Here is a 21,159-nt window from a genome sequence, read left to right on the forward strand (position 1 = left end):
AAGTAATGAATATAATTACAACAACCGCTATCTCTAAGTCATTTGCTAAACAAGTTGCAAAATCACCCAATGGCAGTTTTGCAACCAGATTCAAAGAGTTATTTTCATCCCCAACGATTAAGACTCGTGTTCTAAATAATATTGACTTGCAGGTTGAAGCGGGTGAATTTATTGGACTACTCGGCTCTAATGGGTCAGGTAAGTCCACACTTCTCAAGTTGCTGACGGGGATTTTAATCCCCGACAGTGGCTCTATTGAAATTTTGGGTTTAAACCCGGTCACTGATCGCAAAAAGTATACCGCAAACATCGGTGTTGTATTTGGTCAAAAAAGTCTGCTCTGGTGGAATGTACCTATTATAGAATCATTTAAGTTGTACGCTTCTATATATCGATTGAGTGCAAAAGAACGTGATTCCAGAATTGAGGAGCTTTCAGCTCTTCTTGGCTTGGGAGAGATATTATTTTCACCTCCAAGAAAATTGTCCTTAGGACAAAGAATGAAAGCTGAAATAGCGGCGTCTCTACTTCACAAACCTTCACTTATTTTTCTTGATGAGCCAACTATAGCCTTGGACCCAGTATCTCGTATTAACTTAATGAATTTTCTTTATGATCTAAACCAGAATGAGGGCACTACTATCCTATTCACTTCACATAACATGGCTGACGTTCACAATTATTGTAAACGTTGTGTCATTTTAAATGATGGTAGTGTTATTTATGATGGAAAAACTGAAGAACTCATTGCTTTCGAAAACTACAAGACATTGGAGCTGAAAACGGAATCCGATTTCGATATAGCGCTTCTCAGTGATTTTGAATATGAGCAAATTGATTCAAATTGGTACAAGATAAAAGCCTCATACAACGATATACATAAAGCATTTTCGTCGCTCGCATTCAATAAAGCGGTGACAGACCTAAATGTTTCCCCTCCAACACTAGATAGTGCGGTAAGTCATTTTATGAAAAAGTCAGAGGCCTATAAAAATGCATCTTGATACCTTTTACAGTTTTTTGAGACTGTCTTTTAAAGACCTATCCGTATTTCGCTCTGATTTTTTTATCAGCATTATCCACTTAATAATATACCAAGGTATCTTCATTCTATTTTGGGATGCTTTACTTGGAAAGATAGGTGTCGACCTTGGTGCTTGGGATCAAGGTTCTTTATCACTTCTTGTTTTGACAGGATTAATATTTTCTTCTATTCGATTACTCTTTTACGGCTTCACTACAATGAGCGAAAAAGTAGTGACTGGCACGATCGACAAGTACCTGTGTAGACCTATTTCGCCTATTTGGGCATTGCTGGCTGAGGATACAAAAATTTGGGCTTCGTTTCATTCTTTATTTACATGTTTACTGTTGTTCATTGCCTTAGACTTAAACTACCACTTTGTATTCTCTGTAAAAAACGCCTTTTACTTTATGTTTTCTGTCGTCCTTGGTAGTTTAACACTTGTGCTATTTGAAGGAGTTGTATCGCTATCCTCATTTTGGTTTGGAAGAACTGATAAAATATTTTATCTGGTCAATAGTTTTGCTGACTTCCAACGATACCCTATATCTCTATTCCCATCTTTTATTCAACATTTGCTGATGTGGGTTATTCCTATTGCATTAGTTTCATCTATCCCAGTGATGTTTCTATTTGGTAAATTTGAATCGCCTGAAATCTTATTATTAGCTCAAACCATTCTAATGCTAACTTGGTTTTTTCTGTTCATATACCTCTGGAAGAAAGCATTAAAAAATTACGACTCAGTTGGAGGTTGAAAAATGAGCACTCTACAAATAATGAAGCTAGAGTTAAAGGACAATACGCACTTCAAAGTAAATATGTATGCCTGGTTGTTGTCACACCCATTACAACTGACAATTATCTATTTTCTATGGGCAGGAATTTATCAGTATACTAACAGTATTTCAGGTGTTAGCTTTAACGAAATAATAACATATTATTTTATTGTTCACTTTATTAGTTCAACACTTTCTTCTGCTTACTCTGTTAATTTCTATGTATGGACTGACGTGAATGAAGGCGGTATTGACAAATTTTTATGTCGCCCTATCGACTACATAAATACAATCTTAGCAAAAAGTTTTGTAAAACCTGGTATCGACGCCATCTTTGCAATTCCGGCTCTTATTGCAGTAGTATTTATAAGCAACAATGATATATCACTTACGCAGCTTTCCTTTTTTCTTTTTCGCTATTTCTAGCGCTGTGTATTTTGGTAGAAATTCAAAAGTGCATAGGCTTATTATCTCTTTGGTTTGAAAAGGTATTTGGAATTAGAGATATTATTTTCAGCCTTATGACCCTTCTTTCTGGGCAGCTAATTCCATTATCTTTTTTACCAGAGAAAATATCATCTATCGCACTTTACACGCCATTCGCATCGATTTTTAACGCACCAACATCTCAACTAGTTAATTTCAACCATCAATCAAGCATTGACATGATCTATTTACAAATATTCTGGTTGCTATTATTTTACATTACCGCTCGAACATTATGGAAACTAGGCAGACCACGATATGCATCTTTAGGCGGATAGAAGAAAGAGTCATCGCTTTGACTAATTAAAATTGAAAGTGCATTAATAAAAATAAAGATTATCGTCAACAAGGATTTTAAACATGCTTAAAGCAGAAAATTTATCAAAAATTTACCGAACAGACACTGTACTAACAACCGTCTTTGACAACCTTTCTTTCGAAGTTGAGACCGGCGAGTTTGTTGCCATTACAGGACCTTCCGGAGCAGGTAAAACAACGCTTTTAAACACATTAGGTTTACTTGAAAATTTTCAAAAAGGAAATTTGTACATCAACGATCAAAACGTTGCTTCATTGAGCGACAAAGCACTTTCAACCTTACGCAACACCCATATTGGATTCGTATTCCAGAATTTTAATTTACTTCCTGAGCTGTCCGTATTAGATAATGTCTCGCTCCCACTAGAAATCGCAGGCATCGCTAAAGCTAAAGCTAATCAAGAAGCCAAACAACAACTTGAGTATATGGGCTTGCTTGGTCGCTGTCATCACAAGCCAAACCAACTTTCTGGAGGACAACAGCAACGTGTCGCGATTGCTAGAGCGCTTGTCAGTGCTCCTCAACTAATTCTTGCCGATGAACCCACTGGTAATCTTAATTCTGCAATGGCACAAGAAATCATGCTGTTATTAAAAAGAATTAATGACGAAGGGACTACAATTATTATGGTAACTCATGACGATGTGTTAGCTAAAATGGCGAGTCGAACGATTGAATTAATGGATGGAAAAATATTGAACGCAAACGAAAAAGGGTTTGTCGAATGCGCTTAAGATCAATACTACAAGGAATTTTAACGCAACGATTAGTCGCATTATTAGTAACTGCGCTTATCGCGCTCGCACTGGGTGCGTTTGGTACCACTCTCTCTGTATTTCAAATTATGTCCAGTAACCCAATGACTCCAGTTAACTCAACGACAGCCTATGTCGTTATTGATGACTGGGATCCGTTGAATGAACTCGATTGGACTCCTCCGCTATTGAGTTACAACGATGGTTTGCAACTATTCGAATTGGCCTCTGAAAGTAAAAGAGTTTTGACTTACGATTCCAAAGCGGTTCTCCACATACCCAATTCTAATCGCCTTTTTGATTACTCAGGTCGGGTAACAACACCTGACTTTTTCTCAACGTTTGGAGCCAAGTTTCAATATGGTGACTCGTGGAACTTACAGGAAGATTTATCTAGAGACCGTTTGATTGTACTTTCAGACGATGTAAACAAAGAGATTTTTGGTGGGAGCAATAGCGTAGGAAAAACGCTGTTAGTCGAAGGTGAAAACTTTACCGTGTCAGGTGTATTAGCGCCTTTTGAAATGACACCTAAAGTATATGACTTACATGTCAACCCATTTGGCAAACCAGAAGGGTTTTACATTCCCTTCAATACGGGTATTGAGATTCAACTTTTACCTCAAGGCCGTCTCTTAGGGTGGCGCAATGAAGAAATCCAAAATCTTGAGGATGTACTAAAAACGTCAATGATTTGGCTCCAATTATGGTTACAATTTGACGACCCTAACGACATCGCTGTTTATCAATCAAAGGTACTATCCTTTGTCGAAATTCTCCGACAAACAGGCCGAGTTCAGCGTCATGGAGAAAGAGTCTTCCTTTATTCCCCTTCACAATGGCTCCAAATTAATCATGTCGTTAAAAATGACAGCAAATTACTGCTTTTAATGGCCATTGTGTTTCTCATTATTTGTTTGCTCTGTGTCGTCGGATTAATGTTAGCAAACTACGCTTCTAGGAAAAAAGAGTTTGCTATTTATCGCGCATTAGGAGCTTCGAGAAATTATCTAATTAAACGCCTTTCTTTTGAAGTTATGTTGCTCACGACCATGGGATGTTTTATGGGCGTGTTACTCATATTTTTAGGGCTCAACGGTATACAACAACTGTATGGAGAAAGTTACCGTGCTGTCACTTCAGTTGATGTAACGAATTTACTAATTGCGATTGCCATTATCTATGTGTCAACACTTTCAGTTTGTGCGTTCCCTATTACCAAACACAGCTCATCGCTTCCAGCTTCGCTTCTTAAGTAAAGGCCTATTGACATGTATTTATCGACAACAGCTAAATTTATAAGTCATCGTAAGCTCGCCTATTTTGTGATGAGTTTAATTATCGCACTCACTTTAATGGTTGTAACCAATGCTATTTCAATTGTATTCAATGTTCAAAAGACAATGGACATTACCCCTAGCATTGGCAACAACACAATGGGACTTTGGATTAAAAACACTCAGAATAATGCGGATTTTAACGGGCAAAGCCTATCCGACCGAAATGCACTTCTAAGCGTCCCTGGTGTAGAAGAAGTCAGCTTTACTTCACCTATCCCTTTTGGCGGAGGTGGACCAGAAGCAAAAGTTAAAACCCTCCTCAACGACCATGTCATCTTAAGTAGTGTTTTTTATGCTGATGAAAAACTAATAGACGTATTACAACTAAAAATCACTTCAGGTCGAAACTTTACAGCTTCTGAGATTACCGCAGACGAAGAATCCCCAAACGTAGTGATGATCAACGCCAAACTCGCCACAACGTTATTCGGTGAAGAAAATGTTGCTGGTCAATCTATCGACATTTCGGGTAAAACTTACGTTATTACTGGCGTAATAGAGACGTTCGTCGGCGCAAACGCGTCATTAGAAATGGGTAAATACACGGTGATATTTCCGCAGGTAAAATTGGGAAAGTGGACAGCCACTCTCGTGAAATTCAACTCAGTCCCACCTCCAAACGCCGTAAAGCTAATTGAAGACACGCTGTATAACAACAGTCAGGCAGCATCGAGAATGATTACAAGTATAAACACCCTTTCAGATTTAAGAGCAGCCTTATTTAAAAAGGATTTAGCATTGCAAAAAATTCTCTCGGCTGTAATCTTTGCTTTTTTCCTCATTTCCTTTGCGACCATTATGGGCGTGGTAAAGTTTAACTTCGCTGAGCGGATCAAATCATTTGGCATACAACGAGCATTAGGTATGAGTGAATGGGACATCAGAGTCAGCATATTTAGAGAATTTTTTACCATTGCGTTTTGTGGTGGCATATTGGGTTTATTGAGTTCTTGGGTACTTTCATCTTACCTAGCTCAGACCTATAGCATCGTTGATTACCCTGTTTGGACATTTTTACAAGCATTTTCCTTAATCGTTACACTGGTTTTTCTAACGCTTGAATCCCAAATTAGAAGATCATTGAAGAAAAGCGTTGCCAGCCTGCTTGTTACATAGACACATATCACGATGTAAGTTAAAACCGAATTCAACGTGTATTGCAATTTCCTAACTCGGAAATTGCAACTGCTTTGCGGAGGATACACCTAGGATTCAGCTATCTTTTTCTATACTCCATTCATCGATGAAAAGAATGGAGTTAACATGCCTTCCCACCATAGTCACTTTTCACCCATTTTGATAAGCGCATTTAGCCTAGCGCTATTGGGGATGTCAGGATGCTCTGAGCAAATTGACAAACACTATTCCACTCTCCAAGATGCCGCGGCGTTAAAAGACAAAGGCTGGTTACCCGACTGGCTTCCTAAAGATGCCGAAGATATAAAACTGCAATACGATTTAGACAGCAATCAACTATTTATTCGATTGCAGACCCAATTAGCCCGCGAGTGGTTTCCGCCCCATTGTTACCGCAGCGATTTTATCGACCAGCTTCCCCAAACTTTGCCGTCTTGGTGGCCTGTAAATGCCAAGCAATACAGCCAAATGAAACGTAATTACCGTGTGTATTTATGCAAAGACCAAGGTCTCTGGTGGATTGCTGAACCAGAATACTCACCTTTTGTGTTAATTTGGCAATAATTCTAATTATTAAAATATAAAAGCGAATTATAAAGCCAGAAAAAAAATAAAAAAGGCCACCTAACAAGGCAGCCTAATGGTTGGATTAAATAAATCTATTTATTTACTTTCAAGCAAATTACCTGAATTAATTTCAATCTTTCTTGGTTTCAGCGCTTCTGGAATTTCACGCTGTAAATCTATCTTCAATAAACCGTGCTCTAGTGACGCACCAAGCACTTTAACATGGTCGCCTAGTTGAAATTTACGTTCAAAATTACGCTCAGCAATACCTTGATGGATGAACTTACGCTCGCGCTCATCCGCCTTATCTGCTTTCTGGCCAACCACTTTTAACGTGTTGTTTTCAGATTCAATAGTGAGTTCCTCTTCAACAAAACCAGCGACTGCCATCGTGATTTGATAACGATCTTGCTCAAGCAGTTCAATGTTGTACGGCGGAAAACTGGGTTGTTTGTCAGTGCGCGCTGCGGCATCCATTAGTGACGCTAAATGATCAAAACCAATGAATGAACGATATAGTGGAGATAAATCTACTGTACGCATAATTTGTATCCTCTTTATATTAAGCGATAGCACCTTAATTCTATTCTCAATTAAACTAGCATTAAGGTTTATTAAATAAGTTAAAATAACATTTCTTTAGTTGGGACCCTCTAAGGCGTCCTCAAAACAATAAATATGGACTGCTCATTTTATTTCAAGAGAAAATTTAAAATTTTTTATTCTTTTTCTTCACTCTCTAAAAAAATTACGCCATACAATCTCGTTGTACTTGGCCTAAACGGGACTTCATGGTAATTTTCGCCTAGAAATTTACATAGGAATTTGACCATGCCTAAGGCTAGCGAAATTAAAAAGAATACGGCTGTAGAATATGATGGCCGTGTAATGATTGTCCGTGACATTGAACGTTCAGTTCCTCAAGGTCGTGCAAGTGGCAGTATCTATCGTATGCGTATGTATGATGTCGTTACAGGTGGTAAAGTAGACGAGTCTTTCAAAGCGGAAGATATGTTGAAACTTGCAGACCTGACACGTCGCCCAGCCATGCTTTCATACATTGATGGTGACGAATATGTGTTTATGGATGAAGAAGATTACACGCCATATCACATCAACAAAGAGAGCATCGAAGAGCAAGTACAATTCATCGATGAAGCGACTAAAGGCCTTTTAGTTGTGTTGATCGGTGAACGCGCTGTATCAATTGATTTACCTTCTGCCGTTGACCTTGTGATTGCAGAAACGTCTCCTTCGATGAAAGGTGCATCAGCAAGCGCGCGTACCAAGCCAGCTACGTTGACAACAGGTCTGGTTGTTCAAGTTCCTGAACACATTTCAACAGGTGACAAAATCCGTATTAACACGTCAGAAGTGAAGTTTATCAGTCGCGCTGATTAACGTTCATCACGTCGACATAAAAAGGAGCTGCGGCTCCTTTTTTGTTTATTACCTCTCTTTCACTGGGAAGTATCGCCAGTTCATTATTTTGCTTCATATCGCGTTCACCTATCATAACGTACAACAAATTGACGGCATTTAGGCGCAAATTTTGCTTGTTATTTATGCAGGGCAATGGGGGTGCTATGAAACTATCAAAGGAAGAATCGCAATTTTTGCATGAGTTACTCGATATCGAACTCGAGGCGGCTACGCCTATCCTCCCCGAACATCAGGATGAAGGCTCTAATGAGTTGTTACGACAGGTGGCTGACCACTCTGAACTACTTATAATCGCACGCATGCAAGACAAAGAAATTTGTTTTCCCCTAAGTACACCTGACGACGTCAAAAAGCTCTACGAGCTTCATTTAGATCTTCCTCACATAGTTGATATATCAGGGTTTCACCGTCATTGGCGAATGACGCCTCATCGCTCGGTCCAACTGAAAAGCCACCAAAACACACAAGCTTACTCGCTTTGCTCGCTGTCGCTTTCCGGTGCGTTAGTTTTCGAAGATAGGCACAATTTAACGCAGATAAAAAATACTCTAGAAAACACAATTGCCCTAGTCGTTAACACAACCGATGAAGACATTCCTGTATTTATCAGTGAAGTTAAAGCTCGCGGTAAGCACCTTTATGCAATACGGTTCGATGAATTGACTGAAAGCAGCCCGTTGTTAAAAAACTTTTTACTGCAAGCATTTATAAAAGAGGGTCAATCTTAAACGCTTAAAGCCTGATAATTAGCGCACCAGCCCCACTCAAAACGACCAACTTTTTGCATAAGTTTCATTTCTATGACGTTATTCATGATCTAGCACAAAAAAATACGCATTAAATATTCAGAAATTCCTAAAACTTTTGGAAATGGGTATTGCTAAAAAGAATAGAGGTTTTAAAATTAAAAACTCTTCTCATTTACAATATTAATAACTTTACAATTATGAAAATCAAAGTTCTGGGTCTCGCTGTTGCACTTGGGTTATGCAACTTTACTGCTAATGCAGATGAAAACTTATTAGGGTATGTAAAAGGCGCTGAAACGCTTCCTGAAGGTTCTGCGGAAGTCTATCAATTCTTTACCAAACGTTCAGGTAAAACTGTAGGTCACTACGAAGCACTTGATACTAAAACAGAATTTGAATACGGTTTAACCAATGCGTTCAACATCTCTTTCGCGCTCAAAGGCATGTCGTTGGATACAAACGGCATTGTCATTGATGGTTATATGCCAAAAGACAACGATTTTGGCTGGAAACTGTCTGGCCTTGAGGCTGGCTTTAAGTACAACTTCTTGAGCCCTGCCCTTGATGACTTTGGTTTATCAATGTACGGTTCAATGGACTACTCATGGGTTGACAATCACTCAGGTCAAGACAAAGACACACTTAGCCTAGAAATGATGATGTTAATGCAAAAATACTTCCTAGAAGGTCAACTTGTCTGGACTGGTAACCTAGGCTTTGAAGCGACAGGTGCTAAACGTAAAGCGATTGCAGGCCTACCAGAAGATTTTGAATGGCCAACTGAAGCTGAAATGGAAATCGAACTGATTGCTGGTACTGGCATGAGCTATCGTTTTGCGCCAAATTGGTTTATTGGCGCAGAAGCACTCTATGAAGAAGAACATGAAACAGAAGTGAACCTAGAGCGTTATTCTTGGTTTGCAGGTCCGAGTATTCACTACGGTGACGCTAAGTGGTGGGCAACTTTAACGTACATGAAACAACTTAAGGGTGGTGGTGAGAAGTTTGATGAGCAAACGGATAACGACCTACACCTTATCGAAAAGACCGAAGCCGAATGGCGTTTGAAATTCGGTTATAACTTCTAAGAGGAAATCGTATGCGCCCGCTACCAAGTTTAATCGCTCTTGGTGCGGCCGCTACATGCCAAATGGTGTATGCGGCCGACTACTTAACGGTAACAGAAGCTCAGCAATTGTTATTCCCAAGTGCTGTAGCAATCGACCATAAAGTCGCTATTTCTGAAGAGCAAAAAGACCAAATTAAAGCACTTGCTGGTGTCAGACAGCGTTTTGACGAACAAGAAGTGTATAAAATGGATAAAGATGGCAAACACGTCGGTTGGACAATCATCGACAACGTTGTCGGTAAACATGAATTTATCACCTATGCCGTTGGTATTGATGCAACTGGCAAGGTAACGGGTATCGAAGTACTCAGCTACCGAGAAACACATGGTGCACAAATCCGCATGCAACCGTGGCGTGACATGTTCGTTGGGAAAACGTTGAACGATAAATTCAAGTTGAACAAAGACATTCCAAACATCAGTGGCGCTACCTTATCTTGTCGCAATGTGACAGATGGTGTTAAGCGTATACTTGCACTGCATCAAATCGTTTTACAGTCTTGAAACTCGCAAAACGAATGAAGCCCCTACTCGGTACTTATGTCGAAATAAGTATCGAGTACTCTGACGACACTGCGCCAATTAATGATTGGTTTGGTGAAGCCTTTGCGCGTATTGACGCGTTACAACAGAAACTCAGTATTCATAGTGCAACCTCTGAGCTGAATCAAATCAACCTCAACCCCAATGTATGGATCCCCATCTCTCGTGATTCACGTCGGCTTCTCCAGCTTGCAATGATTTTAATGCACAAATCAGATGGACTCTTTAATCCCACGCTTGGAGCCAACTTGCTAGGGCACGGTATTGTCGATGATTTGGGATTCGGAAAGCGCGCCCCGTTTGGTAGCGTACATGCATTAAGCTTTTCAGGTGATAAAGTGAAGCTCAACGAGTATGTAATCGTTTGCTTAGACGGCATCGCGAAGGGCTATGCACTGGATTTGGCACTAAAATCACTGCAACGACTTGGTTGTGAGCATGCCTCTATTAATGCCGGTGGTGACATCAAAGCGATTGGCGCACGGCGAGTACCCATTCAACCCAAGTTTGCCAGTCACCCTATCGGCTTTTTACAAAATGCCGCTATGGCCACTTCAGGGACTTATCACAGCGAAAGCCATCGCAGCAGACTTATGGATGAAAAAGGCGTTATAATGCCCACTGGAAACGAACAATGGAGTGTTTTGGCCTTTTCTGCATGGAGAGCAGATGCTTTAACCAAAGTCGCCGCGCAAACGCAAGGTGACGAACATCTTTTAGCTATGCTAGGTGGACGCCTTTTACCCTCCACCTGCTAGATTGCGAGAAACAGGTTTTGAAACACGGTAAATTATTACTCTGGTTTGTGTATGTCGGTATGGTGATTACAGGGATTGGTCTGTATTTAACATTGCCCGCCTCTGCGGATGATTTTCCACACCCATTACAAGGCGACTTTAGAATGTGGCATGGACTGTTTGTGTTTATCTCTTTGTTTTCAATAGGCCAAATATTTCAAGAGCATATTCGCAAACAAATCAAGAAGTGGCGGCGCTACCCTGATGGCGTCATTCACCTGATGCTTTGGAGTGGAGTAATAGTAACGGGTTTTTTACTGTATTATCCACCAATGTGGTTGCCAGAATGGTTCAATTTATCGAATACCCATTGGTATGTCAGCCTAGCCATCATTGCTGTGCTACCATTTCACGCAATTTACCACCGACCAAAACGAAAATTCAAAAAAGTCCAAACTAGGCGCTCTACATCAGAAGCAGCGGCAAAATAGCAATAGAATCAAAACTAGTTCGAATAAAATAAAAACGGCCACAATTGTGGCCGTTTTGCTTATCTTGAAAGAGTTGTAGTTAGGCTTTTGCGACTTGCGTCGAAATGGCAGACACCACATTGAATTGCTCAGTGTGCACTGAGTCGATAAAGTTCCACTCGTTTTCGACATTGTCACGTGTAAACGTTAATGTCATAAAACCACGCTGATGAATATTTGCAAATTCCAAGTCATCAACAAGCAGCTTAAGTACCTCAGCGACTTGCATTGCTTGTGCTTCAGGCAGCTGTAGGTAATATTCCAAGCCTGGTGAGCTTACAGAAGCCGTTGCGAATTCATAACCACATACGTCACCCTTTGCATTGCAAAGCTTTCCAGCCCAAGCATTGTGTGTGTCTCCCGCCACGACTACGAGGTTTTTATTTGCACCTTTTGCGGCTTGTAAAATCACTTCACGCTCGACGGGATAGCCATCCCAAGCATCTAGATTATATGGTGCAGCAAATTGAATACGAGCTTTTTCTTGCTCAGTTAAGGTCGGGTCGCCTGCAAGCATACGACCCTTAATTTGCGCCAGTTCGGCCAACTGAGCCGCAATAGCCGGTGTTGGGTTTGCCAGCGACATCAACAATTCCGCAGGAATATTCATTTTCGTCATCAATACCTGCTGACCTAATACTTGCCACTTAGTTTGTGACGTTTGCATCGCATCCGTTAACCACTGCAATTGTTGATTACCAAGTAGCTGTTGTGTTGGCGCGACTAAATCCGACTGAAACTGCTGCAAATTGATTTGCCCTGAATTCACATCTACGTAGTTCATGTAATCCAATGGCTTTGCTCTACTTTCGTGGCGAGTATCCAACATATAAAGCGAAACCAAATCCCCGAAATCGAATTTTCGATAGAGACTTTCCGTTTGGCCAACAACATAAGGGCGCACGGGCATCCACTCGTAATAAGCTTGCAAGGCCGCCAATTTACGCGCTGAGTAATCCCCTTCCGTTTCTGGGTTATGATTTTCAGCACCGCCCATGTACGAGTCATTACATACTTCGTGATCATCCCACACGGCAATAAAAGGCACTTTCGCGTGTAGTGCCTGTAAACCCGCATCTGTACGGTACTTTGCATAGCGTTTACGGTAATCATCCAACAGCAGCAGTTCAGTCGCGTTGTCCGCATCTAATGTGCGACCAAGCGCCTGCGCTTGCTCTGTCGCATATCCTCCCATGCCATATTCATAGATGTAGTCACCTAAATGCACAACCGCATCGAGATCATCCCGTTTGGCTGCTTCACCATAAACATGGAAGTAACCCGCTGGGTAATTTGCGCATGACATTACCGCTAATTTAACGTGTGTTACTTCATTAACTGGCAGTGTTTTACATCGACCGACTGGTGAATACGTGTTATCTGCCACAAAGCGGTAGTAATACACCGAATTTTCATTGAGTCCATCAAGATCAACTTTGACCGTGTAATCATTTTTCTTTAATGCAACGACTTTTTGGCTACTTAATAACTGATTAAATGCTTCGTCTTGAGCGACTTGTAAGGTAAGAGAAACGCTACGTTGCGCCTCTTCAGGTGTCACGCGAGTCCATAAAATAACGCTATCTGAAAGTGGATCGCCACTGGCAACACCGTGATTAAAACTGATATTGAATTCGTTGGTCGCCATGCCTGAGTCTGAGTTGGCATTACAACCCACTAAACTCATCGAAATAGTTGCGGCACTCACACCTAAGATTGCGCTTTTTATAAAGTCTCTGCGCGTTAGCTTTTCCATTTTGCTGTCCTAGTTCTTCTAATTACTGCTAAGGCGGAAAAGAATAAGGAACATTTATGACATTTTGACTACTAATCGTACCAGTTAAACCATTCATCGATGAGTCTGGTTAGCTCGCTTTTATAAACAAATGTATAAACCTCACACAAAAAAGAATAGAAAATTACCTTGAGTTAACATTTTGGCAATATTAGTGTAAGAATTAGAAACTAATCTGCGCTCGGTTTTGAGTTTGAGTAGACCCTATGCAACGTTTTATATTTGTTTTTCTTCACACCTTAGTAACGATCTCTGTGCTGATTTCATTGCTTACAGGGCTTAGGATTGCCAGTTTAACGCACGAAACGTGGCTTTTCTTTGATGGTCTTTTACCTCAAGGTCTCGTGCATGTTTGGCATCTATTTTCATCTGGGTTGTTAATTTTATGTATCCTAAGCTATCCATTCTATTTTTTAAAAAAGCGGCGTGGAAATATCCCTTCTATCAAAGTGAAAACGCCACTACGTTATCATCGCTCAATTAAAAAGTTAGGGTATATCTTGCTTCTTCTGGCCGGTGTCAGCGGGCTTACAAAAGCATTTGACGCGACTTGGTTACCGATTTCACTTCACTACTGGGTCGCAATGGGGGTTATTGGTTATCTCGTACTACATAGCTATGTTTATTTTCTTCAGTATGGCAAAAAACTGCTAAACCAACTTTGGATAACTAAACAGACTTTCCCGCTCCTGATGCTACTTGGATTTACCCTTTCAATTACTTGGCTGTTCATTCCGAAAGTTGGCGACGCCTTACATCAAGCTATAGAGGTACCGACGATCCCCGAGGATGTCCCTATCACCATCGACGGCATCGCTGACGAAGTGTTTTGGAAAACCACGCCAACATTGACGGTAATGACGCACTCAGGCGTCAATTTCGATGATGGCAGTACACCCGTAACCATCCAAGCTGTACACAATAACGAAGAGAGCTATTTTTATTTTACGTGGATTGATGAAACACAAAGTCTATCTCACTTGCCACTAGTGAAAACCTCGGATGGTTGGAAAGTCACTGAAAACGGGTTTTATCAATTTGACGAAAAACAACATTATGAAGACAAATTTGCGGTCATGCTTTCAAATTCGTGTCAATTTGCCGCTGATAATGTTGTTCATTTGGGTTCATCTCCCCTTACAAATAAACCCAGTAATTGGCACAAGAAAGGCTATCATGCAAGCTTAGACGGCCATGTCCGAGATGTGTGGCACTGGAAAGCCATTCGCACTAACGACATGATGCTTGCAGATGATAATTACTTTGGCGCCCCTATCACACCTCGAACGGGTGAGCGGCGCTACACCGCCGGATATCAAACCGACGGTAAAGAAAGTGGCGCATATATCATGAATTGGCAATGGTATAAAAACGACGTCATTATCCCTAAACGTTTACCAAATCCATCCACCAAATACTCCACAGAGGAAGTGCTTCCGTGGTTTGGCTCGGCCCCCTATCAAACGCAGCAGGATACGTACCCTCTCGGCGCAACGTTACCTTCCGTTTTATATCGCTCAAATCGTTTTGAAGGCGACAGAGCAGACGTACGCGCTCACGCTCAATACGCGAATGGCCGCTGGCATCTTGAAATGGCACGCAAAAACGATACTCATTCGGACAAAGATGTCGCCTTAAAGTCCGGCGTGTGCTTATGGGTAGCGGCATTTGATGGGGCACAAATTGCTCATACCCATCATATGCAGGGGATCAAATTGGCCTATCAAGGAGATAACGCGCTATGAAGAAGCGGCTAATCTACACGGCGATTACGGCCATTGCGCTGCTTGCATTAAATGAGCAGATGCAAAACCAACCACAACCAAAACCTGATGTTCGCTTTACAAAAATGGCAAAATCAGGCGAAAGCCTGAAACCATGGCAAGGTCCTTGGCATTGTGTTTTTGATAGACAGCTAGGCCTGTATTGGGAAGTCAAACAAGAAGACGAATCCATTCATCAAGCAGATTGGACATATTCGTGGTTTGATGGAAGCAAAGGGCAAGCCAATTTAGGCGACTGTTATTTCAAGAAAGACCGTTGTGACACGCAAGACCTCATTCAAGCCACTAACCAAGAACAACTGTGCGGACAAGCAGCGTGGCGTTTACCAACATCGATGGAGCTCAATGCGTTATATCGCCCCCAAGACCGAGCTCATCGCCCTTTATTAAGCGAAGACTATTTTCCTAGACTCAAAGACGGCGACTATTGGACAGCGGATGCTGACGTCTCATTGACCGGATTCTTCAAACGTCTGGGAAAAGGCGCGTTTGCGTTTAACCCCTATGACTGGCAGTTGCGTGAACTCCCCTATCGAAATGCCGCCTTTGTTATCTTAGTTGCAGACGCCCAAACACCAACCACCAGCATGCAAACCAATTTTACACCGGCCAATTCTGTGTCTCTTGAACAATCACAAATCAAGAGTAAAGCCTTGGCTTTATCAACCAAAAACTAAGGAACAACAATGAATAAAGTAAGCATGCTAGTGAGCCTAACAGCAGTCGGGCTTTCACTAAGCGCTGAAGCGGGAAGCCTATACCATCGACTGATTTGGGATGGCAATGCCCAGACTCAAGCCACAATCGGTTTTACACCCAATGGTGGTAACGACCATCACGTCATGTGGGGAAGTTCAAACAATGAAGCGACTTGGCAACGAGCCAACGTAACTGCCAGCAGAAGCTTTTCAAGTCTATCCAGCCAGTTCGTAAAATTAACAGGCTTAAGCGCAAACTCAAAAGTGTATTACCGAGTTTGCGATTCGACAGGATGCGGCGAACGTCTGTGGTTTCAAACCGCACCAAGTAATAGCTCAGGTTTCACAGTAGTCGCCGGCGGTGATACCCGCACTGGCTGGACAACACGCCGCCAGGGTAATCAATTAATCGCCAAATTACGTCCGTTGTTTATCATGCATGGTGGCGATTACACTAATGCCAATAACAGCTCTGAAATGACGGAATATTTAAAAGATTGGCAGCTAACTTTCTCTGATGACGTGATTGATGGCCAAAGTTACAAGCGCATCTATCCGTTTATTGCGACACACGGTAATCACGAAGATGGTAACTTCAATACCTTGTGCGAGGTGTTTGGTGTTGACTACAACCAAGATGGTCAGTGTAATGCAAATGATACATACGGAGCAGTAAACATTTCGCCACTATTGCGCGTGTACACGTTAAATAGCCAATTCCAGAACTCAGGGTGGTCAAGTTATGCCACCGCCATGAATAACTGGCTTAGTAATGATTTATCGAGCAGCCAGAGCGCGTGGAAATTTGGCCAGTATCACAAGCCGATGTTCCCGCATTACAGCGGCAAATCAGACAATACGACACTTTATAATTGGTGGGCATCCCTGTTCTACAGCAAAGGTATGCACTTAATTGTGGAATCCGACACACACATCAATAAACTAACTTACCCAGTGCAACCCTCTGGTAGTAATTTCAGCTCAACCACGTCAGGTGGAACTGTTTACGTCGGCGAGGGTAGCTGGGGTGCACCAGCTCGCTCAGCGAATGATCCAAAGAATTGGACTATCGATCTTGCGAGTATTCAGCAATTTAAGGTCATTAGTGTAACGCCTGATGAATTAGTTGTGCGTACTGCTCAATTTGATGCCAATGCCGATGCGCTGTCACAACCAGCTCGCGACGCCGACCCACTGGCGTTACCAGCCAATGTAAACTGGTGGAGCGCAGCTACAGTGGGCGATGCGATGACGCTCGTTAAAACAAGCAATGGTTTAGTAAAAATAAAAGACGAAGGTCCTGTTGACCCTGAACTAACTGAATTGCAAAACGGCGAAGTTCGCAGCAGCTTGTCTGCGGCAAAATCACAAAAACTAAACTTTACGCTGCAAGTACCCAACAATGCTTCGAACCTTGTTGTTAGCAGTTCGGGAGGCACTGGAGATGCCGACTTGTACGTGAAATTTGGTTCAGAGCCAACAGACAACAGCTTTGACTGTCGTCCATATGAAACGGGTAACAATGAAACCTGCACGATTGCAACTCCGCAACAAGGTACGTATTACATTCAGTTGAATGCGTATAAAGACTTTGTAGGACTGAGCTTAAAAGCACAGTATCAATCTGGCACGACGACTGAACCTCATGGCGGTGATACCAAAACAAACCTTTCTGCTGCAAAAGACGAATGGTACCGCTTGTCATTTGAATTGCCAGCCAATGTTAAGTCGCTCACAGTACAAACCTCTGGTGGTACAGGCGATGCTGATTTGTATGTACGTCAAGGAAACGAACCCTCAACGGGTAGCTTTGATTGCCGCCCATATAAAGATGGCAATACCGAAACATGTACGTTAAACACGCCAAAAGCAGGCACGTGGTACATCGGTGTTCGCGCTTATGCGGCATACAGTGGTTTAACATTAAATTACGCTTACTAAACCAATTCGCTACTCCTTTGATAAAGAATCCCATCTTCAAGGGAGTAGCATTTCAACAAGCAGATCTTTACGCCATAGAGCGTGAAGTACTCGCTTGGCGTTTGATCCATTGCGCAACGGGATATTCAAAATATCGGAACGATAAATAAGCCGAAGCAATACTCAAGCTCAATGACGCGAGTAGTTTGAATTCTGCGCTGAACGCCCAATTTTCCACGATTCGGATAATCGGCAGGTGCAGTAAGTAGAGTGAATAGGAGATCTTCCCTAAAAAGTCAGTGAGATTATTGGACAGCACAACATTGGTGTCAGGCACCAAATAGAGGACGGCAAAAAAAATACTACCCATGACCAGTAAGACCTCATAACTTAACCACATTCGATTTTTAGCTTCTGACGTTATCGGTGAGAATGAGGGGTACATCAATACAATCAATGCAAGGCTTAAGATAAACCAGTGTGACTTCAAGTAATCTGGAATGACGATTTTGCGATGATTCAAGCCAAATAACACCCCGACGAAAAAATAAGGCAAACTTCTTAACACATTAAATTCGTTGTAAGGGATACCAAAAAGTTCACCGTACACTTTAGGGAAGTTACTGAAGAAGAGTGCAATTAAGACGACAACAACAATCAAATAGATGAACCCTGGTCTATGCATTGCAAGTGCCCAGAGCCCGATAAACACAAGATAGAATTGAACCTCAGGCGAAATAGACCAAAGCACACCATCGCCATATAAAAACAACAAATGCCCCATCAACGCTGCGGTATTTGGAATAGCATACAGACCGTTGTTATCCATTAGAGAAAGGACAAAAGAGACCATCACAATAACCAAATAAAGCGGCACTATCCGAGCAATTCTCGCCATCAAATAACGTCGTACATTCACCGCCGAACAGGTTTGCGTACAATACAAATACGCCATCAGAAAACCGCTCAACATAAAAAATAGCATCACGCCATAAGCCCCAGCTCCGCCGCCTAATCGACCAGAGAGCCAATACGATACATCACTAAAATGAGTAAAGAACACAATTAACGCAGCCAGCGCCCTTAGCGCATTCAGTTTTCTAATTTCCATCGAACATCCCTTTGGCACAAGTCTGCTTACTATACAATAAATAGACTATTCAATCAGTTAGTCGATAGGCAGTCTACTTTTTTGCATCGTACTTTTACTCTTTTCTTGTTTTATCGCAATACCTTAGCCTATATACAAGAGTATGCTTTAAGAAAAAGGAAGGCATATGGCAACAATTCATTTTCATGGCGCAGCGCAGCAAGTGACCGGCTCTTGCCACCTTATCGAGTCAACGGCCATCGGGAAAGTTCTCCTTGATTGCGGAATGGAACAAGGTGGGGATGATAGAGAACTGTACCAAAAACAATTTGCGTTTAATCCACAACAGATTGATGCTGTCATTTTGTCACACGCCCATTTGGACCACAGTGGCATGTTGCCTAAATTGGTTCGACAAGGTTTTCATGGCCGAATTTATTGTACTCACGCCACCAAAGCCTTACTTGAAATCATGCTCAAAGACGCCGTATCCATCTATTTACACGATCTTGAAAGAGAAAATATCCGGCGAGCTAGACAAGGTGAAGGTCCGCTTCAACCGATTATAGAACAAACAGATGTTCAAAAAACCTTGTCGCTTTGCCAAACGTACGATTACTTAGAATCCATTTCAATTGGCTCCGCTGGCGTACTTAAATTTAGAGATGCAGGCCATATTTTAGGATCTTCGATTGTTGAACTCACGCTTACCGAACGTGGGGAACGCAAAGTACTGGTCTTTTCTGGAGACTTGGGGAACCCTGACACCGTGCTAATGAAAGCCCCCTCTATGGTCTATCATGCGGATGTACTCATGATGGAAAGCACCTACGGTGACAGAGACCATCGAAACTACACCAACACATGTAACCAGTTTGCGGACTTGCTCGACAAAGCAAAAAAGCAAGGTGGCAACGTACTGATCCCGTCATTCGCAGTTGGCCGGACACAAGAATTACTATTTCACTTGGGGTGTTTGTATCACCAAGGAAGACTTGAAGGATGGCAAGTTTTTTTAGATAGTCCGATGGCTATTGCCGTTACTGAAATTTACGACCGCTGGGCAGCCCTGTTGGACAAGAAAGCGATGCATCATCTTGCCAAGTACAACTACGATTCATTGCAATCTTTCTTGCCTAATTTGCACCTTACGCCAGACCCTGACCAATCAATGGCACTTAACCGGATCAAAGGCGGTGCGATAATCATTGCAGGCTCGGGAATGTGTACCGGTGGTCGCATTCGCCAACATTTTAAACATCGCCTCTGGCGAACCGATACCACTGTTATTTTTGTTGGCTTTCAAGCCCGCAACAGTTTAGGGCGGTTACTGGTGGATGGCATTAAACACGTTAAGCTATTTGGTGAACAGATTGCTGTTAAAGCGCAAATTGAAACGTTGGGTGGATTCTCCGCTCACGCAGGTAAAACACAGCTAATGGAATGGCAACAACATTTCAAAGATTCGCCAAAAACGATCCTCGTTCATGGCGAAGTCAGTGCGTTGGAATCACTGGCGCAATCGCTTTGGAGCGACCACCACGTCAAAGCCATGATCCCACATGAAGGTGAGCTGTTTAGTTTCTAGAGTCCATTCGTTGGCCAGAAACCTGTTTAGGGTATTTGGCCATTTCAATTGGGAATAACGCTTTAAATCGTTGTAATTCTTCCTCGATATTATCCCCCACTAGTTCTGCGGGCAGCACAACAAACGTTTTTGTACGGTAATCAAGTGCCATTGGGACAACGGGGACGTTTGCTTCTTTGGCGATATAGAGAAAACCACTTTTCCATTCTGGGCTGTATTTTCGTGTGCCTTCAGGCGCCAACCCTAAAATGAGCTGCTCATTATGTTCAAAAATGGCTTTGGCTTCGCCCACCACACCATGCGCTGAACGTCTGTCGACGGGAATTCCACCCCAGTGTTTTAACAACCAACCGACAGGCCCAACAAAGATGGTGTGTTTACCTAAAAAGCGGATCTTAACACCGAGCGACAATTTGACCGCAATGCCAATAATGAAATCCCAGTTGGACGTATGAGGTGCAACAGCAGCAACAAATTTTGCGTGCTCAGGAAAACTCCCCGACACCTTCCAACCCATACATTTTAGGGCGAAATCTCCGATAAGGCGGCCGACACGACTATTTGTTCGTGGAATACACGCTGGAATGTTTATGTTCATAGGCTAACTTTTTTCTTTACACTTTAGCATAGCACCAGTTTGGTGCAAATAGATGCCAGATGAGAAAAGTTAGCCTCAATTTCGTGAAAGTTAATAAATAGAGCAAGAAACAAACTGTCCCGTCTACCTATTAATCATCGCGTACATT

20 protein-coding genes and 1 pseudogene are annotated in these 21,159 nt (G+C 42.1%); 17 read left to right on the forward strand and 4 right to left on the reverse strand.

Annotated features, from left to right (window positions below):
* Positions 1-5: 5 nt before the first annotated feature.
* The 7 genes and pseudogenes from NI389_RS03965 to NI389_RS03995 all read left to right on the forward strand — a co-directional run bounded on the left by NI389_RS03965 (position 6) and on the right by NI389_RS03995 (position 6,404).
* Positions 6-1,004, forward strand: a complete 999-nt coding sequence (locus NI389_RS03965) for an ABC transporter ATP-binding protein (protein ID WP_308361693.1) — start codon at positions 6-8, stop codon at positions 1,002-1,004.
* Positions 994-1,782 carry an ABC-2 family transporter protein gene (locus NI389_RS03970; RefSeq protein WP_308361695.1) on the forward strand — a complete coding sequence of 263 codons (789 nt, stop codon included), beginning with the start codon at positions 994-996 and terminating at the stop codon, positions 1,780-1,782. The genes NI389_RS03965 and NI389_RS03970 overlap by 11 nt, the downstream gene beginning before the upstream one ends.
* A gap of 63 nt (positions 1,783-1,845) precedes the next feature.
* Positions 1,846-2,567: pseudogene (locus NI389_RS21110) on the forward strand (ABC transporter permease).
* Between the two features lie 82 nt (positions 2,568-2,649).
* A complete protein-coding gene (locus NI389_RS03980) occupies positions 2,650-3,342 on the forward strand; it encodes an ABC transporter ATP-binding protein (RefSeq protein ID WP_308361697.1) in 693 nt (230 codons plus the stop codon).
* On the forward strand, positions 3,333-4,622 hold the full coding sequence (locus tag NI389_RS03985) for an ABC transporter permease (RefSeq protein ID WP_308361698.1): 1,290 nt from the start codon (positions 3,333-3,335) through the stop codon (positions 4,620-4,622). The genes NI389_RS03980 and NI389_RS03985 overlap by 10 nt, the downstream gene beginning before the upstream one ends.
* 12 nt (positions 4,623-4,634) lie before the next feature.
* The gene (locus NI389_RS03990; RefSeq protein WP_308361699.1) at positions 4,635-5,819 is read left to right on the forward strand and encodes an ABC transporter permease; all 1,185 of its coding nucleotides are present in this window, start codon (positions 4,635-4,637) and stop codon (positions 5,817-5,819) included.
* A gap of 147 nt (positions 5,820-5,966) precedes the next feature.
* Positions 5,967-6,404: a hypothetical protein gene (locus NI389_RS03995; RefSeq protein WP_308361701.1), complete on the forward strand. Its 438-nt coding sequence runs from the start codon at positions 5,967-5,969 to the stop codon at positions 6,402-6,404.
* Between the two features lie 99 nt (positions 6,405-6,503).
* Here NI389_RS03995 and NI389_RS04000 read toward each other — a convergent pair whose 3' ends face one another.
* Complete coding sequence (locus NI389_RS04000; protein ID WP_208843742.1) at positions 6,504-6,950, reverse strand: Hsp20 family protein; 447 nt, start codon at positions 6,948-6,950, stop codon at positions 6,504-6,506.
* A 288-nt stretch (positions 6,951-7,238) separates the two neighbouring features.
* Between NI389_RS04000 and efpL the strand changes: the two genes are divergently transcribed.
* From efpL to NI389_RS04030, 6 genes are all read left to right on the forward strand, one after another.
* Positions 7,239-7,808 (forward strand): elongation factor P-like protein EfpL, encoded by a 570-nt coding sequence (gene efpL, locus NI389_RS04005; protein WP_308361702.1) that lies wholly within the window; start codon positions 7,239-7,241, stop codon positions 7,806-7,808.
* Between the two features lie 185 nt (positions 7,809-7,993).
* Complete coding sequence (locus NI389_RS04010) at positions 7,994-8,578, forward strand: hypothetical protein (RefSeq protein ID WP_308361704.1); 585 nt, start codon at positions 7,994-7,996, stop codon at positions 8,576-8,578.
* A gap of 218 nt (positions 8,579-8,796) precedes the next feature.
* Positions 8,797-9,687, forward strand: coding sequence for a DUF6662 family protein (locus NI389_RS04015; RefSeq protein WP_308361706.1), 891 nt, complete (start codon positions 8,797-8,799; stop codon positions 9,685-9,687).
* 11 nt (positions 9,688-9,698) lie between these two features.
* Complete coding sequence (locus NI389_RS04020; RefSeq protein ID WP_308361708.1) at positions 9,699-10,232, forward strand: FMN-binding protein; 534 nt, start codon at positions 9,699-9,701, stop codon at positions 10,230-10,232.
* A gap of 14 nt (positions 10,233-10,246) precedes the next feature.
* On the forward strand, positions 10,247-11,029 hold the full coding sequence (locus tag NI389_RS04025) for an FAD:protein FMN transferase (protein WP_308361709.1): 783 nt from the start codon (positions 10,247-10,249) through the stop codon (positions 11,027-11,029).
* Positions 11,030-11,046: 17 nt separating this feature from the next.
* The gene (locus NI389_RS04030) at positions 11,047-11,499 is read left to right on the forward strand and encodes a hypothetical protein (protein ID WP_308361710.1); all 453 of its coding nucleotides are present in this window, start codon (positions 11,047-11,049) and stop codon (positions 11,497-11,499) included.
* 79 nt (positions 11,500-11,578) lie between these two features.
* Here the strand turns inward: NI389_RS04030 and NI389_RS04035 are convergent, their stop codons facing one another.
* A complete protein-coding gene (locus tag NI389_RS04035; protein ID WP_308361711.1) occupies positions 11,579-13,294 on the reverse strand; it encodes an alkaline phosphatase D family protein in 1,716 nt (571 codons plus the stop codon).
* A gap of 245 nt (positions 13,295-13,539) precedes the next feature.
* Here NI389_RS04035 and NI389_RS04040 point away from each other — a divergent pair, with 245 nt between their 5' ends.
* The 3 genes from NI389_RS04040 to NI389_RS04050 are packed head-to-tail and all read left to right on the forward strand — an operon-like array spanning position 13,540 to position 17,756.
* Positions 13,540-15,078: an ethylbenzene dehydrogenase-related protein gene (locus NI389_RS04040; protein WP_308361712.1), complete on the forward strand. Its 1,539-nt coding sequence runs from the start codon at positions 13,540-13,542 to the stop codon at positions 15,076-15,078.
* A complete protein-coding gene (locus NI389_RS04045; protein WP_308361713.1) occupies positions 15,075-15,794 on the forward strand; it encodes an Lcl C-terminal domain-containing protein in 720 nt (239 codons plus the stop codon). Before NI389_RS04040 ends, NI389_RS04045 begins: the two co-directional genes overlap by 4 nt.
* A gap of 9 nt (positions 15,795-15,803) precedes the next feature.
* Positions 15,804-17,756, forward strand: coding sequence for a pre-peptidase C-terminal domain-containing protein (locus tag NI389_RS04050; RefSeq protein WP_308361714.1), 1,953 nt, complete (start codon positions 15,804-15,806; stop codon positions 17,754-17,756).
* Between the two features lie 67 nt (positions 17,757-17,823).
* Here NI389_RS04050 and NI389_RS04055 read toward each other — a convergent pair whose 3' ends face one another.
* Positions 17,824-18,846, reverse strand: coding sequence for an acyltransferase family protein (locus NI389_RS04055; RefSeq protein WP_308361715.1), 1,023 nt, complete (start codon positions 18,844-18,846; stop codon positions 17,824-17,826).
* Between the two features lie 166 nt (positions 18,847-19,012).
* Here NI389_RS04055 and NI389_RS04060 point away from each other — a divergent pair, with 166 nt between their 5' ends.
* Positions 19,013-20,413, forward strand: coding sequence for an MBL fold metallo-hydrolase (locus NI389_RS04060; protein ID WP_308361716.1), 1,401 nt, complete (start codon positions 19,013-19,015; stop codon positions 20,411-20,413).
* Here NI389_RS04060 and NI389_RS04065 read toward each other — a convergent pair.
* Positions 20,403-21,011 (reverse strand): 1-acyl-sn-glycerol-3-phosphate acyltransferase, encoded by a 609-nt coding sequence (locus NI389_RS04065; protein WP_308361717.1) that lies wholly within the window; start codon positions 21,009-21,011, stop codon positions 20,403-20,405. The two genes, NI389_RS04060 and NI389_RS04065, sit on opposite strands and share 11 nt — an antisense overlap.
* Positions 21,012-21,159 lie beyond the last annotated feature (148 nt).

The organism is Pseudoalteromonas xiamenensis, from assembly GCF_030994125.1.
Taxonomy (GTDB): domain Bacteria; phylum Pseudomonadota; class Gammaproteobacteria; order Enterobacterales; family Alteromonadaceae; genus Pseudoalteromonas; species Pseudoalteromonas xiamenensis_B.

Coding starts and splice junctions, on each gene's coding strand:
- NI389_RS03965 (WP_308361693.1), top strand. CDS start 6: ATGAATATAATTACAACAACCGCTATCTCTAAGTCATTTGCTAAACAA.
- NI389_RS03970 (WP_308361695.1), top strand. CDS start 994: ATGCATCTTGATACCTTTTACAGTTTTTTGAGACTGTCTTTTAAAGAC.
- NI389_RS03980 (WP_308361697.1), top strand. CDS start 2,650: ATGCTTAAAGCAGAAAATTTATCAAAAATTTACCGAACAGACACTGTA.
- NI389_RS03985 (WP_308361698.1), top strand. CDS start 3,333: ATGCGCTTAAGATCAATACTACAAGGAATTTTAACGCAACGATTAGTC.
- NI389_RS03990 (WP_308361699.1), top strand. CDS start 4,635: ATGTATTTATCGACAACAGCTAAATTTATAAGTCATCGTAAGCTCGCC.
- NI389_RS03995 (WP_308361701.1), top strand. CDS start 5,967: ATGCCTTCCCACCATAGTCACTTTTCACCCATTTTGATAAGCGCATTT.
- NI389_RS04000 (WP_208843742.1), bottom strand. CDS start 6,950: ATGCGTACAGTAGATTTATCTCCACTATATCGTTCATTCATTGGTTTT.
- efpL (WP_308361702.1), top strand. CDS start 7,239: ATGCCTAAGGCTAGCGAAATTAAAAAGAATACGGCTGTAGAATATGAT.
- NI389_RS04010 (WP_308361704.1), top strand. CDS start 7,994: ATGAAACTATCAAAGGAAGAATCGCAATTTTTGCATGAGTTACTCGAT.
- NI389_RS04015 (WP_308361706.1), top strand. CDS start 8,797: ATGAAAATCAAAGTTCTGGGTCTCGCTGTTGCACTTGGGTTATGCAAC.
- NI389_RS04020 (WP_308361708.1), top strand. CDS start 9,699: ATGCGCCCGCTACCAAGTTTAATCGCTCTTGGTGCGGCCGCTACATGC.
- NI389_RS04025 (WP_308361709.1), top strand. CDS start 10,247: ATGAAGCCCCTACTCGGTACTTATGTCGAAATAAGTATCGAGTACTCT.
- NI389_RS04035 (WP_308361711.1), bottom strand. CDS start 13,294: ATGGAAAAGCTAACGCGCAGAGACTTTATAAAAAGCGCAATCTTAGGT.
- NI389_RS04040 (WP_308361712.1), top strand. CDS start 13,540: ATGCAACGTTTTATATTTGTTTTTCTTCACACCTTAGTAACGATCTCT.
- NI389_RS04045 (WP_308361713.1), top strand. CDS start 15,075: ATGAAGAAGCGGCTAATCTACACGGCGATTACGGCCATTGCGCTGCTT.
- NI389_RS04050 (WP_308361714.1), top strand. CDS start 15,804: ATGAATAAAGTAAGCATGCTAGTGAGCCTAACAGCAGTCGGGCTTTCA.
- NI389_RS04055 (WP_308361715.1), bottom strand. CDS start 18,846: ATGGAAATTAGAAAACTGAATGCGCTAAGGGCGCTGGCTGCGTTAATT.
- NI389_RS04060 (WP_308361716.1), top strand. CDS start 19,013: ATGGCAACAATTCATTTTCATGGCGCAGCGCAGCAAGTGACCGGCTCT.
- NI389_RS04065 (WP_308361717.1), bottom strand. CDS start 21,011: ATGAACATAAACATTCCAGCGTGTATTCCACGAACAAATAGTCGTGTC.